This window comes from Cellulosilyticum sp., from assembly GCF_982396655.1.
In genome coordinates this window covers 1-15,209 of the sequence record NZ_CEVXFV010000023.1, presented here as the reverse complement: position 1 = coordinate 15,209, position 15,209 = coordinate 1, and the positions used below count along the sequence as shown (strand labels likewise).

At 34.2% G+C, this 15,209-nt stretch carries 15 protein-coding genes; 10 read left to right on the top strand and 5 right to left on the bottom strand.

The genetic code is table 11. The annotated features are described in order from the left end of the window. Positions 1-30: 30 nt before the first annotated feature. Positions 31-1,698, bottom strand: coding sequence for a glutamine--tRNA ligase/YqeY domain fusion protein (locus AC1VAQ_RS11195; RefSeq protein WP_302598649.1), 1,668 nt, complete (start codon positions 1,696-1,698; stop codon positions 31-33). A gap of 253 nt (positions 1,699-1,951) precedes the next feature. Here AC1VAQ_RS11195 and AC1VAQ_RS11190 point away from each other — a divergent pair, with 253 nt between their 5' ends. From AC1VAQ_RS11190 to AC1VAQ_RS11180, 3 genes are all read left to right on the top strand, one after another. After that, complete coding sequence (locus AC1VAQ_RS11190; RefSeq protein WP_302598650.1) at positions 1,952-2,119, top strand: hypothetical protein; 168 nt, start codon at positions 1,952-1,954, stop codon at positions 2,117-2,119. A gap of 77 nt (positions 2,120-2,196) precedes the next feature. Further along, on the top strand, positions 2,197-3,540 hold the full coding sequence (locus AC1VAQ_RS11185; protein WP_302598651.1) for a TrkH family potassium uptake protein: 1,344 nt from the start codon (positions 2,197-2,199) through the stop codon (positions 3,538-3,540). Between the two features lie 55 nt (positions 3,541-3,595). Then, entirely contained in the window at positions 3,596-4,246 is a 651-nt protein-coding gene (locus AC1VAQ_RS11180) for a potassium channel family protein (RefSeq protein ID WP_302598653.1), read from the top strand. A 147-nt stretch (positions 4,247-4,393) separates the two neighbouring features. Here the strand turns inward: AC1VAQ_RS11180 and AC1VAQ_RS11175 are convergent, their stop codons facing one another. Further along, positions 4,394-5,023 (bottom strand): histidine phosphatase family protein, encoded by a 630-nt coding sequence (locus AC1VAQ_RS11175; RefSeq protein WP_479903908.1) that lies wholly within the window; start codon positions 5,021-5,023, stop codon positions 4,394-4,396. A gap of 195 nt (positions 5,024-5,218) precedes the next feature. Here AC1VAQ_RS11175 and AC1VAQ_RS11170 point away from each other — a divergent pair, with 195 nt between their 5' ends. The 3 genes from AC1VAQ_RS11170 (at position 5,219) to AC1VAQ_RS11160 (ending at position 7,326) form a co-directional block, all read left to right on the top strand. Continuing rightward, positions 5,219-5,425, top strand: a complete 207-nt coding sequence (locus tag AC1VAQ_RS11170; protein ID WP_302598655.1) for a helix-turn-helix domain-containing protein — start codon at positions 5,219-5,221, stop codon at positions 5,423-5,425. A gap of 241 nt (positions 5,426-5,666) precedes the next feature. Then, on the top strand, positions 5,667-6,398 hold the full coding sequence (locus tag AC1VAQ_RS11165) for a SatD family protein (protein WP_302598656.1): 732 nt from the start codon (positions 5,667-5,669) through the stop codon (positions 6,396-6,398). Between the two features lies 1 nt (position 6,399). Further along, entirely contained in the window at positions 6,400-7,326 is a 927-nt protein-coding gene (locus tag AC1VAQ_RS11160) for a DUF3307 domain-containing protein (protein WP_303244011.1), read from the top strand. On the opposite strand, the gene AC1VAQ_RS11155 is transcribed toward AC1VAQ_RS11160, so the two are convergent. Then, complete coding sequence (locus AC1VAQ_RS11155; RefSeq protein WP_302598658.1) at positions 7,323-7,709, bottom strand: SatD family protein; 387 nt, start codon at positions 7,707-7,709, stop codon at positions 7,323-7,325. The genes AC1VAQ_RS11160 and AC1VAQ_RS11155 overlap by 4 nt on opposite strands. A 600-nt stretch (positions 7,710-8,309) precedes the next feature. Here AC1VAQ_RS11155 and abc-f point away from each other — a divergent pair. After that, the gene (gene abc-f / locus AC1VAQ_RS11150) at positions 8,310-9,947 is read left to right on the top strand and encodes a ribosomal protection-like ABC-F family protein (RefSeq protein WP_303244010.1); all 1,638 of its coding nucleotides are present in this window, start codon (positions 8,310-8,312) and stop codon (positions 9,945-9,947) included. A gap of 61 nt (positions 9,948-10,008) precedes the next feature. Here the strand turns inward: abc-f and gltS are convergent, their stop codons facing one another. Further along, complete coding sequence (gene gltS / locus AC1VAQ_RS11145; RefSeq protein ID WP_479903907.1) at positions 10,009-11,211, bottom strand: sodium/glutamate symporter; 1,203 nt, start codon at positions 11,209-11,211, stop codon at positions 10,009-10,011. A gap of 381 nt (positions 11,212-11,592) precedes the next feature. Here gltS and AC1VAQ_RS11140 point away from each other — a divergent pair, with 381 nt between their 5' ends. Further along, positions 11,593-12,630 (top strand): TDT family transporter, encoded by a 1,038-nt coding sequence (locus AC1VAQ_RS11140; RefSeq protein WP_302595977.1) that lies wholly within the window; start codon positions 11,593-11,595, stop codon positions 12,628-12,630. Between the two features lie 44 nt (positions 12,631-12,674). Here the strand turns inward: AC1VAQ_RS11140 and cdd are convergent, their stop codons facing one another. Continuing rightward, positions 12,675-13,100 carry a cytidine deaminase gene (gene cdd / locus AC1VAQ_RS11135; RefSeq protein WP_302595978.1) on the bottom strand — a complete coding sequence of 142 codons (426 nt, stop codon included), beginning with the start codon at positions 13,098-13,100 and terminating at the stop codon, positions 12,675-12,677. A gap of 322 nt (positions 13,101-13,422) precedes the next feature. Here cdd and AC1VAQ_RS11130 point away from each other — a divergent pair, with 322 nt between their 5' ends. Beyond that, the gene (locus AC1VAQ_RS11130; RefSeq protein ID WP_302595979.1) at positions 13,423-14,820 is read left to right on the top strand and encodes a YeiH family protein; all 1,398 of its coding nucleotides are present in this window, start codon (positions 13,423-13,425) and stop codon (positions 14,818-14,820) included. Positions 14,821-14,838: 18 nt separating this feature from the next. Next, complete coding sequence (locus AC1VAQ_RS11125; protein WP_302595980.1) at positions 14,839-15,114, top strand: hypothetical protein; 276 nt, start codon at positions 14,839-14,841, stop codon at positions 15,112-15,114. Positions 15,115-15,209: the final 95 nt, after the last annotated feature.

The window sequence follows — 15,209 nt, the reverse complement described above, 5'->3', positions numbered from 1 at the left end:
TTCTCTAGCTATAACCCTTTTTATTAGAAATTATTTGCCTGGTTTGAATGAGCTTTTAAGCGCTACAATTCTGTTGAAGCATAATTTTTCTGGTGTAGTGTATTTAGAATCTACACAGAAGAAGCCATTTCTTACGAGTTGGAATTTATCAAGTGGCTTAGCATCTTTGAATGCTACATTTTCGATGAATCCTTCAAGAACTTCCATAGAGTTTGGATTAATTTGTTCTAAGAAGTGTTTACCTTCATTCTCTGGTGCATCATCTAAGATAAGTGGTTCATAAAGTCTAAACTCAGCTGGAAGAGCAGTTTTAGCATCTACCCAGTGAATTGTAGCTTTTACTTTACGTCCTGTGAAGCCAGAACCACTTTTAGTTTCTGGATCGTAAGTACAATGCACTTCTACAATATTACCATTTTCATCTTTGATAACATCTGTACATTTAACAAAGTAAGCACCTTTAAGACGTACTTCATTACCTGGGAAGAGGCGGAAGTATTTAGGCGCTGGTACTTCCATGAAATCGTCTTGTTCGATGTAAAGTTCACGAGAGAATGGTACCATACGAGTGCCTTTTGTCTCATCTTTTGCATTGTTTTCGATTTCAAGCATTTCTGTTTGATCTTCTGGATAGTTTGTGATTACTAATTTAAGTGGTTTAAGTACTGCCATAGCAAGTGGTGCTTTTGGTTGTAAGTCTTCTCTTAAGAAGAAGTCAAGCATTTGGCTATCGACTACAGAGTCAGATTTAGCAACACCAATTTCACGGCAGAAGTTACGAATAGCTTCAGGTGTGAAACCGCGTCTTCTCATACCAGCAATAGTAGGCATGCGAGGATCATCCCAGCCATCAACTACACCTTCATCTACAAGCATTTTAAGTTTACGTTTACTCATTACAGTGTTTGTAATGTTAAGTCTAGCAAACTCGATTTGTCTTGGATGACATGGCATTTCACATTCTTCAACAACCCAGTTATAAAGTGGGCGGTGTGCTTCGAACTCAAGTGTACAGATAGAGTGTGTAATGCCTTCAATGGCATCTTCAATTGGGTGAGCGAAGTCGTACATTGGGTAAATGCACCATTTATCACCTGTATTGTGGTGAGTAGCATGAGCAATACGGTAAATGATAGGGTCACGCATATTCATGTTAGGTGATGACATATCGATTTTTGCACGTAATACTTTTTCACCATCTTTAAATTCACCGTTTTTCATACGTTCAAAAAGGTCAAGGTTTTCTTCTACTGAGCGGTTACGATATGGGCTTTCTTTACCTGGTACAGTAAGTGTGCCGCGGTATTCTTTAGCTTCTTCTGGTGTAAGATCACATACATAAGCTTTGCCTTTTTTGATAAGAAGTACAGCACGGTTGTACATTTCATCGAAGTAATCAGAAGCAAAAAGAAGTTTATCCCATTTTACACCTAACCATTCAACATCATGCTTGATTGATTCAACATATTCAGTATCTTCTTTAACTGGGTTTGTATCATCAAAACGAAGATTTGTTTTACCACCAAAATCTTCAGCAAGTCCAAAGTTTAAAAGTATAGATTTAGCGTGACCCACGTGTAAGTAACCGTTTGGTTCTGGTGGGAAACGTGTAATGATTTCTTTATGTTTGCCAGATTGTAAGTCTTCGGTAATAATGGTTCTAATGAAGTTAGATGCATTATTGTTTTCTAGTGACATATTAATCTACCTCTCTTTAAAAAATATATTAAAGTGTTTCCAAAATATTTGAAAAATATTATAATAAATATATGTAAATTTTAACTTATCTATAGAGAAATAACTATAGAGTTGCACATATACACTTGCGATTTACAAAATATTTGCTATCATTATATTTTAATGCAAGATATCCTAAAAATAAAGGGTATATGAAGAAAAAGTTTCAAGAAGTAGGAAAATAATTACTTTATGAAAGGGAGATAAGGGGATTATGGAAGATGGTAGACACAAAGTGAAACAAGTAAGCGGTATAAGGAAAGAAAAACGATTTTACGAAGAACAGTGGTTCTGGATGGCAATTACTATTATTGTAATTTGTCTTACACGAAGCGTAAAAGTTATTATATGTGGGAATAACAACAACGCCTATAAACAATAGAATAGCGTTAGCAGGTACAATTTTAGTAGGTACAATTAAAGAAATAGCTTTTTGTAATTTAAAGGAGAATTAGACAAATGTTTAAGCTTAGAAAGTATAAGTTAACTTATACACAAATGAGTGCCATTGGTTTCATGCTTATTATATTAATAGGCGCCTGCCTTCTATCACTACCAATTGCTTCTAAGGCAGGTGTGGCAACACCATTTATTGATGCATTATTTACATCAGCCTCTGCGACTTGTGTTACAGGACTTGTTGTGTATGATACTTTTACACATTTTTCGGTGTTTGGGCAAGTTGTAATTTTAGCGCTTATACAAATAGGTGGGCTTGGTTTTATGGCAGTAGCAACCTTGTTTTCGTTGATGCTTAGAAGAAAGATTGGACTTCGTGAAAGAGGACTCTTGCAGGAATCTGTAAGTACCATACATATTGGTGGCGTTGTGAGAATGACAAAGCATATTTTAATAGGCACCTTGATTTTTGAGGGAATAGGTGCAGTATTTTTATCTTTAAGATTTATACCTGAAATGGGGCTTGGAAAAGGAATTTATAATGGCGTTTTCCATTCGATTTCTGCTTTTTGTAATGCAGGGTTTGACCTTATGGGACGTTTTGAACCAGGATCTTCGCTGACAAGATATAGTGGAGATTATCTTGTAAATATTGTGGTTATGGCACTTATAATAATAGGTGGCATTGGATTTTTTGTTTGGGAAGATATATGGAAGAATAAGTGGCAGTTTTCAAGGTATCATCTACATACTAAAATTGTTGTAGTGATTACCACACTTTTAATATTTGTGCCTACCTTACTTTTCTATGGGATGGAGAAAAATAATACATTAGCAGGAATGAGTGGACCGCATGCGATGCTTGCTTCGTTTTTTCAGGCAGTTACCCCAAGAACAGCAGGATTTAATACGATTCCAATAGGAGAACTTACAGAAGGGTCGGCATTACTTACAATGGTGCTTATGATTATAGGTGGATGTCCTGGCTCTACTGCGGGTGGTATTAAAACGACTACTTTTGTAGTTATTATTCTTTCATTTATCTCATCTATTAATCATACAGAGGATTTAAATATTTTTAATAGAAGATTAGAACCTAGTATAGAAAAAAGGGCATACAGTGTCATAACAACCTATTTAATAGGAAGTACTTTAGCAGTATTACTTATTTGTATGATTCAGCCACTACCATTAAAAGAAGTGTTCTTCGAGGTGTTATCGGCACTAAGTACAGTAGGAATGTCTATGGGAATTACTAGTAAGTTAAATGCTATTTCAAAATTTATGATTGCCCTAGTGATGTTCTGCGGACGTGTAGGCAGTTTATCAGTTGCACTTGCCTTTGCAGAGAAAAAGGTAGCGGTGCCTATTAGGCAGCCTATTGAAAAAATAGCCATTGGCTAAGACAAATACATAAAATAAACATTAAATGCATAGTCAGATGCAAAAGGAGAAGCATATGAAATCAGTATTAATTATTGGGATAGGTCGTTTTGGAAGACATTTAGCAATGAAATTTGCAGAGCTTGGAAATGAAGTAATGATTGTGGACCAATATGAAGAAAAGATAGCAGGTATTGTTTCAGAAGTAACCTCGGCACAAATTGGAGATTGCACGAATCCAGATGTACTGGCTTCTTTTGGCGTACGTAATTTTGATATTTGTTATGTATGCATTGGCTCTAATTTCCAAGCATCTTTAGAGATTACATCTATGCTTAAGGAAATGGGTGCAAGCTTCGTAGTCTCTAAAGCAAATCGTGATATTCATGCAAAATTCCTACTGAGAAATGGTGCAGATGAAGTGGTATATCCAGAGAAGGAAATAGCAGAAAAAACGGCTACTAAGCATAGTGCCAATCATGTATTTGATTATATTGAGCTAACACCAGAGTACTCAATATATGAGATTCCAACTATGCCGGCATGGGTAGGGAAAACAATTGTGGAAGCATCTATTCGTAGTAAATATCAAATCAGTATTCTTGCAACGAAAGAAAAGGGTCAGATTTTCCCATTGCCAAAAGCTGATTATGTACTGAAAGCTGATGAACATTTAATTGTTGCTGGACGAAAAAATGATGTTGTAAAAGTCTTAAATAAAATTTAGTACTTAAAAACTATGATTTTATAAATGTGAAATCTATATAAAAATTAAAAAATAGAGTGCTGTGAAATAAGTTACTTTAAAAATAAGGAGGAGCTCCTGCGAAACGAGTTAAATAGTTTCGTAGGAACTCCTTTTTAGATAGAAAGATTAGACGGAAGTAACCTTTTCGGTGAGATGATTTGTATCATTAAGGCCTATGAGCATAGGACTAAGCTGCGCATTGAAGTTAATGGTAGTAATACAAGTATTGCCAAGTGCAAAGTGATGATACATGGACATTTTCCAGCCAAATAAACCGATAAGGGTGGCTTTGATGAAGCCGCCATGGGAAACAACTGCGATTGTTTCATTAGGATGCTTTCGTATAAGCTCTTCAATGCAGTTTTTGCCACGAATGCTTGCGTTATAGGTGCTGCCTTCGCCGTCATACATAGGACCAGTTTCATCATCTGCTTTCCAAGTGGCAAAGTGATTAGGATAGTCATGGGCAATTTCTTTAAAGGTCATGCTTTCCCAAGAACCAAAATCTATTTCACGTAAATCATTTACCTTAATAGGTTCTAAATCTGTATTTTCACAGAGTATACATGCTGTGTCATAGGCGCGATTTAGAGGGCTAGAATAAACCGCTGTAAAATTTCCTCGCAGACGATCTCTCAAACATTTTGCTTGCATAATGCCCGCTTCAGATAAATCAATATTATGTACCCCTTGCACTTTACCTAAAGCATTCCAAGGGGTTTCGCCATGGCGAATAAGTAAAAGTGTTGTTGTCATAGAAGTCTCCTTGAATATATGTATTTTAGATTAATTATAGACACCTAATAAAATAAGTGCAAGAAACATAGCTATATAAAATTGTTACAGCAGTATCAGGAAATACTTGTAAATAAGTACAAACACTATTTTTAAAAATAAGCTCCTAAAGTATGTTAAAATAAGAGTAACTTGTGAAAGAAAGTAGGAAAATAAATGGCAACAACAGGGATTGAACAAAAACTCAATGAGTTAATGAAAGAATATTATGTGACATTTGGCGAATTGGCTACAAGATTAGGTGTAAGCAAACAAACACTAACAAGAAAAATGAAAGGGGCAACAGATTGGACTTATCCTGAAATGATGCTGTTAGCACAAATATTTAATATTCAGGATATACCAGAATTCTTCTTTTCATAAAAAGATGCATTTAAATAAAATGGTAAGAGCGAGCAAGGCATCATCTTACCATTTTGTTTATTATAGATTTCACAGTTAAGAATTTCAGTTATTTACAGTTTTTAGTCATGTAAAATCATTGAGAGAAAACAATTTACCTACATTATATTTCAAGTTTTTAGTTGGTTTCTCAATAGAGTAGATTAAAAAATAAAAATAGAGGTATAATTATAAAAAGAAAATAAAGGAGGAGGTGTATTTAGTGAAGAATATTTATAGTGTCATTAATATAGATATTGTAAATTCAAGAAAGATAACGCATAGAGATGCTTTTCAGGAACAGTTAAAAGCTTATCTGAATGCATTATCACAGCAATATGCTGCCGTACTAGTTGCACCTATTACGATTACTTTAGGGGATGAATGGCAGATTGTGCTTAAGGACATTGGGGAATCATATAATATCTGTATGAATGTACAGCAGTATCTCACCCAGTTGGGGGCAACTTGCTACTGTGGTATTGGTATAGGTGAGATGAGCACTAGAGAATCACAAGACACCAGGGAGATGGACGGACAAGCCTTCATTTTAGCTAGAGAGAGTTTAAATATAGCAAAGTGTAATAAAAATGCTTATAGTAAAATGATTCCAACGAAAGATTGTAAGATATTTTTTAAAGGACCTAATTTGTCAGAGGCGACCGGTCAAGGGCAAGAAGAGGACTTTACACATATAATCTTTGAAGACATCATTAATAATATCATTCAAAATAATGAGACACATCTTAAAAAAATTACAAGAGTGCAGCAGCAAGTTATTAATGCTTATGAGGAACTAGGAAGTTATAGTGCTGTAGAAAATAAGGAGAAGATTAGTAAGAGTAATGTATCGAATCGATTAAAGGCATCTAATTATTGGCTTATAGAAGCAAATAGGCAGATGATTGGTAAACTTTTGAAGCAGTATGAAATCACACTAAAAAGGGGCGTTTAGTATGATAGAAACGCGGCTTGTTTCATTAATGATTTTAGCACACCTATTAGGAGACTTTGTTTTTCAAGGGGATAAAATTATTCAAATGAGGTTTCCTAAAGGGCTAAATCAGATTATAAAAAATGCTTATAATCAGGAAGTGTCGCATAAAGCTAAAAGTAAAGTTATAAAAGTAAAGAAAATCATAGACTATACTGTAAAGGGGAATTTGCTGCATGCAGTGATTCATAGTTTCATATTGTGCAGTGTAATCTGGGGGAATAATATTTTAGGGAGTTTGAGATTAAAGTATTTCAGAAACGTTCCTTTGGTATTTGATATGAAGCTTATAATATGTGTGATAGGTGGCATATTGCTTATTCACTTTCTGATTGACCAGTGCAAGGTTATATTAGGATTTCGCTATCCTACTTTATCAAAGACTATATGGCTTTTTGTGATGGATCAAATAGCGCATTTCGTATCGTTTTTATTGATTTTAGGTTTATATAATGGAAGAATGTCATGGCAAGTGGTAGATACATTTATAGCCAATCCTATAAGCTTGATGAAGGCGGATAGACTCATTTTTATAGCAATTATTTTTATAGGCATTACAAGCTTTGCAGGTATTTTAATTGCTCAGATTATTGGACATATTGATTATAAACATGCAGTACATAATAGTACCTTGGAGACGTTAAATCATACAGAAGAAATACGACATGGAGGATACATCATAGGGATTTTGGAACGTATTTTAATTCTATGTTCACTATTAATGGGAAATATACAGCTTATAGGTTATATTTTAACAGCTAAATCTATTGCGAGGTTGACGAAGCTTAAAGAAGATAAGTTTGCAGAGTATTTTTTGATTGGCAATTCTTTGAGCTTTATCATTGCTATAGCAGGCGGAAATCTGATTAAGCTTTTAATAGAAGGTTAATTCGAGAGAACAACGAGCTGGTGTTTTTTGCGCTTGGCATAATTAATGGCCTCCCGGGCGAGATAAAAGGCAGGCCCATCGAGTTGATTGACTGTAAGTTCAAAGTTAGAAATAGTAATAGGACCAATCCCAACGCCTATACAGAAAGAGAGGTCTTGAGGTAAATTTAATTTAAAGAACTGAATGATACATCTATAGTCTGAATTTGGTTTAAGAAGACCTTGCCATTCGTCGCCGAGGGTAATAATAAAAGGTGCAGCTAAAATATCTTTAAACTGTGTATTACATTGCTTAAGCAAATCAATTAAAGTATATTGTAACAAAGCGCGATTAGGATAATGACGGGAATCTTTAATATCAAAAACCATAGTAATATAATCCATAACGACCTCCTTATACAGATGAGGAAAAGTTACAATGGACAAGTTTTCGTTTTGAGATAAACGGTGGACAAGTTTTCGCTTTAAAGTAAACGATGAAAACGGAAAACTTATCATTGAAAGTGACTATAATTATAATATCAATAGATTCACTAAAATGTTACAAATAAAAATAATATAAAGAAATAAACTAAAAGATTGAAAAATAGTAGAAAAAATATTATAATAAATAAAATATTTATGAGGACGAAAGGAGAATGACATGTATACTATGTAATTTAATTCAGAGATTTTTATTTTTACAATTAAAAAAGAGGGACTTTTTTTGTTGTGCAAAAATTTAAATCATATCCAATGAATTAATGAGGCATAGGCAGTCATTTTCAGTAATCGAAAGTTATAGTAGAAGCAAGGCTTCTCTAAGAACAGGAGATCGGGAAGAAAAAGGCTGTAAATGTAATGCATTTACAGCCTTTTTTATAGAATAGAAAGGTTTGCTTTTTAGCTTTCCTATCTTCAAACTTAAAATTTGAATTAATAATGTGACGCTAGTCGCTTAATTTTGTACAGCAAAGAAGCACCTTTAAAATTAGAGGTGATTTTATGTCAGTCGTATTAGAATGTAGAAAAATTAATAAGGAATATGGTGAGCATCAGATTTTAAAGGATGTAAACTTAGAAATATATCAAGGGCAGAAAATAGGCATCGTAGGTGTAAATGGTGCAGGAAAAACAACATTAGCCAATATTATAATGGGAGAAATAGAACCTACATCAGGGCAACTTATTTGGCAAAATGATGGGTTACGTATAGGCTATATGAAACAGATTATAGATGCTAAAATGCTGAAAGAAACATTAAGTGGGGGAGAAAAGACAAAGGCACTTCTCACACAGATTTTGTATAATAAATATGATGTGCTCATATTGGATGAACCGACAAACCATTTAGATTATGCAGGTGTTAATTGGCTGATTAAGCAGCTTAAAGCTTTTAGAGGAACTGTCATTGTTATTTCACATGATCGATATTTCTTAGATCAATGTGTAACACAGATTATAGAGATTGAACAGGGGAAAGCGGTATTATATAAAGGGAATTATTCATGGTACCGCCAGGAAAAGAAGAAACAGTATGAAGCAGCACTTCGTGTATATTTAGAAGAGGAAAAAAATAAAGAAAGAATACAAGGACAAATTAAAGCACTACGTAACTGGTCAAGTAAAGCGCATAGGGAATCGGCTAAGAAAGCAATTATGACAGGTAATAAATTTGGTGGCAAAGAATACAATAGAGTCAAAGCTAAGAAAATGGATAAGGCAATTAAGTCACGTATTAAGCGCCTAGAAAAGATTGCGTTAAATAGTACAGGATGTCCTAAGGAAGAACAAAAGGTTTTATTTGAGGTAGGCAAGGCGCCAAAGGTAGGGACCGTTATTTTAGAAGCAAAAGATATTCGTAAATGTTATAATCATAAGGTTCTGTTTGAAGAAAGCTCTTTTTATGTCAAACGTGGTGAAAAGGTTGGCTTATATGGTGCTAATGGTTGTGGGAAGACCACTTTGATAAAAGCTTTGTTAGGAGAAATACAGGTAGAGGGGATGCTTAAGTTAAGCAGTGCAAGAAGAATCGGGTATATCAGCCAAGAGGTATTAGGACTAGAAGAGCAGAAAACAATTTTAGAATTATTTACGGCTACGACGAAGCAAGAGTATACCAAGATACGTAGTGAATTGGCACAAATAGGCTTTGAAGATAATGATTTGAATAAGAAAGTAAGCTGCTTAAGTCTAGGCGAACGTATGAAGTTAAAGTTACTTTTAATGATTAAAGAGGGGTGTGAAGTACTAATATTAGATGAACCAACTAATCATATCGATCTTCATGTAAGAGAGCAGCTAGAAGAAACACTTGCAGCGTATAATGGAACGATACTATTAGTCACACATGACCGTTATATGCTGGAGCGACTTTGTGATAAATTATTAGTGTTTAAAGAAAAAAGGATTATTCGTTATGAATATGGCTTTAAGGCGTATTGTGAAAGACTTACAGATTATAGTGCTTCTAAAAAGTCAGAAGGGAATAAGAGAAAACAGCAGTTAGAGGCAAATATGATATTAGAGCATCAGATTGCTTATTTAGTAGGTAAGATGAGTACGCTTGAGGTAGGCAGTGAAGAATATATAGCTTTAGATAAAAAGTATTATGAGCTGATGCAGAAAAGGCAAGCATATTAAAATAAAAGACAGGACAGCCATTATGTAATATGGTGTGTCCTGTCTTTTTATACTGATTATTTTAATGAATAAAGTTAATGAATATTGTAATAATGGCTGAGTTAACAAAGTCAATGAATAAGCAGCCCACAATAGGTACAACGAAGTAAGGCGTAGGAACAAAGCCATATCTATTAGTAAGTTCATCCATATTAGCTATGGCATTAGGTGTGGCACCCATACCGAAACCACATATAGCAGAAGAAAATACTGCAGCTTCATAAGTTTTACCCATTACCTTGAAGGTTATGATATAAGCAAATAAACCAACAAGAAGAACTTGTGCAATGAGCATGACAATAAGTGGTAATGCTAAGTCGAAAAGCTCCCATAACTTAAGCCCCATTAATGCCATTGTTAAGAAGAAGGAAAGGCTAAGTCCGCCTAAAGTTTCAATTTCCTTTTCAACAAGTTCCTTGCCACTAAAGTCATAAATATTTCGTATGATAGCAGCGACTAGCATGGCACCAATATAGGAAGGGAATGTAAGTCCTGTAAGCTGAATAAAGTCAGAAACAATAGAACCAAGTCCCATAGCAATGAATAAGAGGCAAGCACCATTCATTAATTTTTTGAAAGATAAAATATTATGATTTTCCTCATTATAATCTCCAACTTCTGTAGGTGGATTCTTTGAATTTTCGTCACGTACAGTTTTGAGCTTCTTGCCATGGATTAAAAGTCTAGCAACAAGCCCGCCGATAATACTACCCATAATTAAGCCAAAGGTAGCAGAAGCAAAGGAAACAGTTGTAGCACCGGTAACGCCCATTTCTTCAAGAATTGGTCCGAAGGAACCAGAAGTACCATGCCCTCCAACCATAGGAATGGAAGCAGTACAAAGACCAAGTAATGGGCTTAAGTGGAAGGCAGAAGCTAAGCTAACCCCCACTATGTTTTGTAAAATAACAAGTGTAACGGCCAATCCGAGAAAGGTAATAACTTTAAATCCACCTTGTTTTAAAATTTTGATACTAGCGGTAAAACCGATACTTGTAAAGAAAGCTGTCATAAATATATTTTGAAGTGTTGTATCCAAGGTAACTGTTGCAATGTCAGTCATTTTGAAGATGAGTATTAATAAAGCAAATACAAAACCTCCTACAACAGAGGGGGGGATACAATATTTAGAGAGTAAAGAAAATTTATTTCTAAGAAATTTACCCAAATAAAATACAAGAGAAACCAAGGCCATAGTCTCATAGATGTTTAAATTAAATGTCATGTTTTCTTGTCCTTCCTTTAGTAAGTTATTTTGAAAATATATATTTAATATGTGTTATATATAGAGAAACCAACTAAAACCTTGAAATATGCATCTAGGTAAATAGGTTTCTCCCAATGATTTCACATTACTCAAAACTATGAATAACTAAATTTTATAAATGTGAAATCTATAGATATGAAATCTATAGCATAAAAAGATTAAAACACAGTTAAATATTTATGTAAAGGATAATTTTAAAAAAATTGCCTATCTTTTCCTGTGCTAAATAGTTAAATAAATGTATAGAGAAAACAACCTTGTATGAGTAGGAATTAAAAATGATGACATACTATAATTAGGATGAGTCATCATAAAGTATGAGATAAAAGAGGTTTTTTTATGAGAAAATACTTAGATAAACTGCAGTATATGCACATTGGAATAAGTGGTACTTGTTTAGCCTTTATCACTTTAAGCAATTGTTGGCGGCTAAAAGATATAAATTATTTAAAGCCTATAGCAATTACAATAGCGGTGATTATGTTAATACTTATGATTATAAGGCTTATTATGTTTCCTAAGGTCATGTACAAAGAACTAAAGGATCCAGTAACGGGGACATTTTATCCAACGATGGGCATGGTAACATGGTTAGTTGCAGCCTATTTCTATCCTAAATTTCCGACCATATGTAGTGTCATATGGCTAGCTATGGTGGTTTATCACTATGGGATAGTACTTTTCTATACAATTATTAGATTAAGGGAAGCACGTTTTAGTAATATTATGCCCACTTGTTTTATAGTATACACAGGAATGATAACTGGGAGTGTAGCAAGTAAGGGAATGGGTGGTATTATACCCGCTGTAGCACATTTTATGTTAATGTTTGGTTTTGTTTTTTATACCCTATTGCTACCTTTCGTGCTTTACATTGTATTTAAAAGTGAAATTTTAGATGATCGCAAACTACCGACGGTGGGGATTGTTTGTTCACCAGCCCCATTAGGAATCGTTGGTATATTGACGATAGAACCTGAACCTAATATTTATATGTTAATATGGCTTATTGTAACAGGCTTAATTTTACTCGTGGTTGTTTATAGCTATATTATAAAATTATTTAAAGAAGGCTTTAAGCCGGCATATGCTTCATTTACATTCCCATTGGCTATTGCAACACTAGCAGCATATGATTTAGGAATCTATTTTAAGCAAAGAGGTGAACTTTTATTAGGTCAGCTATTTGAGCTTTTAGGAAATATAGAAATTTTTATAGCGACATATGTGGTATTCTTTATTTTATTAAACTTTATTAATATGTTCTTCACAGCAATTAATCCAAGAGTAGGTAAATATCTGGAGCAAGAAGAACAACTCCTTGCAGGGGCCATTTATGCACCAGAGGATCCTGAGAGTGAGACAGATTACAAATAATAATAAAACGGCTGTAGCATAAAATGCAAACAGCCGTTTTATTATTATTTGTTGAGATCTTTACCTGTAAAGGCTAAAGGTAAAAGTTCTTCTAATGTATATTCAAGATATTCATCTCTACTTTTTGCAATGTAAATTTTAAATGTTTTAAGGTCACAAAACTCAGCCATAACCTGTCTACATACAGCACAAGGTGCACAGTAATCACCTTCGCCTACTGAAATACCACTTTTATTTCCTACAATAGCAATTGCTACAAAATCTTTTTGACCTTCGGCTATAGCTGTGAAGATTGCTGTTCGTTCTGCACAGTTAGTAGGTGTATAGGCCGCATTTTCAATATTGCATCCTTGATAGATCTTACCATTTGCACCTAAAAGTGCAGCACCTACTTTAAAATTTGAATAAGGAGAATAAGAATGTTGTTGGGCTTCGAAAGCTTTGTCAATTAATAATTTTACATCTATCATATAATCACCTACTTTTCATGGTTTTCCTCTTGGGAAAAGTATTATACCATTAAGGATTAGTCCTGTAAAGGCAAAAATAAAAAATGCGCAAAAAAATTAAAGATAAAAATAAAAAATGATTAAATTTAAAGTAAAGTTAATGAAAATTATAAAAAATAGTGCATTTTAAAGTGGACAGATGATGAAAATTTGTTAGAATTGCAAAAAAATAATAAAATCATATTAATTATATTGAATTGGTGGGAAATAGTTATTATAATGTGCTTAAATAAATCAAATTCTATTGGAATACTGGGAATTAAAAAGCAAAGGGGAGAGGACGATGGAAAATAGTATTGTATCAGTAAAGGATGAACAAAGCATAGGTGTACAAAAGTGGCAGTGGTCAGATTTATATAAACATGAAGACTGGTTAGCTATATGGATAGGTTTCATAGTGATTGGCATGGGAATTTTAAGTGTCATCACAGGAAAGTTTAGTTGGGGTGCAGTCAAGATTCCAAAGTGGGGAGGAGAAGGCAATGTAACCTTTAGTCAACTTTTTGATTTAGGAGAGGTTTCTGTGAGTTTAGTAATTGGAACACTTGTTACTTTTAGTATATTTGCTTTGTTATTTGGTGTGGGTTATAAGCTGCAAGGTGGGGAAGGTTTAGCATTTTTTAAAGCCTTTACAGGATTATTTATAATCGCTTTTATAGTTTCTTTAATTTCTGCACAGGTAGTCATGAAGAAATACTTAGAATATGCGTTTTGGGCACTTGTAATAGGGATTTTAATCAGTAATACAGTAGGGACGCCTAAATGGTTAAAACCAGCACTACGTACCGAGTTTTATATAAAGACGGGTTTAGTAATTATGGGGGCTGAGGTTTTATTTTCTAATATTAATAAATTTGGATTTTATGGCCTAGGAATAGCTTGGCTTGTAACGCCAGTTGTTATTATTTTTATTTGGATTTTAGGAACTAAAGTACTTAAAATCCATAACAAACCAATGGTTATGATTATAGCAGCAGCAACATCTGTATGTGGAACGTCAGCAGCTATTGCGGCGGCTGCTGCAAGTAAGGGAAAGAAAAATGATTTAAGCTTTGCAGTAGGAATTTCACTTATCTTCACTGTGGTTATGATGGTCACAATGCCTTTATTTATTAAAGCAATAGGTATGGATCCATTAATTGGTGGGGCTTGGATTGGCGGAACAGTAGACTCTACTGGTGCAGTAGTATTAGCAGGCGAAGCATTAGGCGGCGTAGGAGGACAAGTAGCCTCATTAGTGAAGATGATACAAAATATTTTGATTGGTTTTATTGCATTTGCGATTGCTATTTTCTTTGCAAAACATGTTGAGAAGAATGAGGTTGCAAATGGAGAAAGAACAGTGGGGCTATCACAGATTTGGCTTAGTTTTCCTAAGTTTATATTAGGATTTTTAGGCGCATCGCTTATCTTTTCATTTGTAATCCAACCTACATATGGCAAGGAAACTGCTGATAGTATCATTAGTACATTAGGAAGTTTTAAGACATGGGCATTTTGCTTAGCGTTTACAAGTATTGGATTAGAATCTAATTTAAGAGATATGAAAGAACAATTTCAAGGCGGCAAACCCGTAGTCCTATATATTATTGGGCAGACCTTTAATTTGATTTTAACATTACTTGTAGCCTGGCTTCTATTAAGTGGAAGGATTTTTCCAGTGCCCAATATTGTGGCATAGAAGAGAGGGGAAGATAAAATGGAGCATACTGTTAATATTATTTCAAAAGTCGGCATTGCAATATTGATTGCAGCAGTTCTAGGGAGTATTTATATTATGAAGAATAATTTAGGAATGATAGAAGGGCTAGACTTTGGATGCGGGCAATATTACTACACAGATGTGCCGAATTGGCAGTTTATATTTTCTGGAAGAGGATATAAGGCAGATGGCCATATGGGTCTTTATATAGGAGGATTTTTCTTATGGGGAGCCCTAATGTACAAACTATGGGTTTATTTGGATAAGAAGTAATGCAAAAATAAAAGGAGGGGGAGCCCCCCTTTTATTTTTATTGTGGTGTGCCCAGCATGGGCGTAGTCTAACGGGTGAAAGTCCCGAGTGTGGGT